At 43.7% G+C, this 439-nt stretch carries 1 protein-coding gene; it reads left to right on the top strand.

The annotated features are described in order from the left end of the window. Nucleotides 1-186 (top strand): DUF4351 domain-containing protein (locus LKK83_RS01020; RefSeq protein ID WP_324628869.1); only part of this gene is annotated, 186 nt, incomplete at its 5' end. Nucleotides 187-439: the final 253 nt, after the last annotated feature.

The following is a 439-nucleotide window of genomic DNA, read 5'->3' as shown; positions in this document are numbered from 1 at the left end:
CAGGGGAAAAAACAAGAGGCGATCGCGATGATTATGCGTCCGCTAAACCGTCGATTCGGGACTATTGAACCAGAGGTGATGGAACGCATTCGCGCACTATCAACATCTCAGTTGGAAGATTTGAATGAGGCATTGTTTGATTTCTCGGAAGTGAGCGATTTAGTGACTTGGTTGCAGTCGCGCTAGAACAGAAGGGTCGGGGCAATTATTGAATTTACCCGACCCTTATCATTCCATTCAGGTTGGCAATCAAACGAGAATTCTACTAACAACATTTTTCAAGCAAGTTGAGTGACTGGGTTAAAGTTGAGTTAGAATCAAATAGTTGACTCACCGGACTTCTATCCCGGTCATTAAAAACGAATCGCTATGGCTTATGATAACTTGTGCAAATTTCTGGCAGAAAAATACCCAGAGCGCTTTGCTGCTTGGATACTGG

This window comes from Phormidium sp. CCY1219 (genome assembly GCF_035615515.1).
In the GTDB taxonomy this organism is placed as follows: domain Bacteria; phylum Cyanobacteriota; class Cyanobacteriia; order Cyanobacteriales; family Laspinemataceae; genus CCY1219.
The sequence above is the reverse complement of the archived record's forward strand: the minus strand, read 5'-3'. Positions and strand labels throughout refer to the sequence as shown.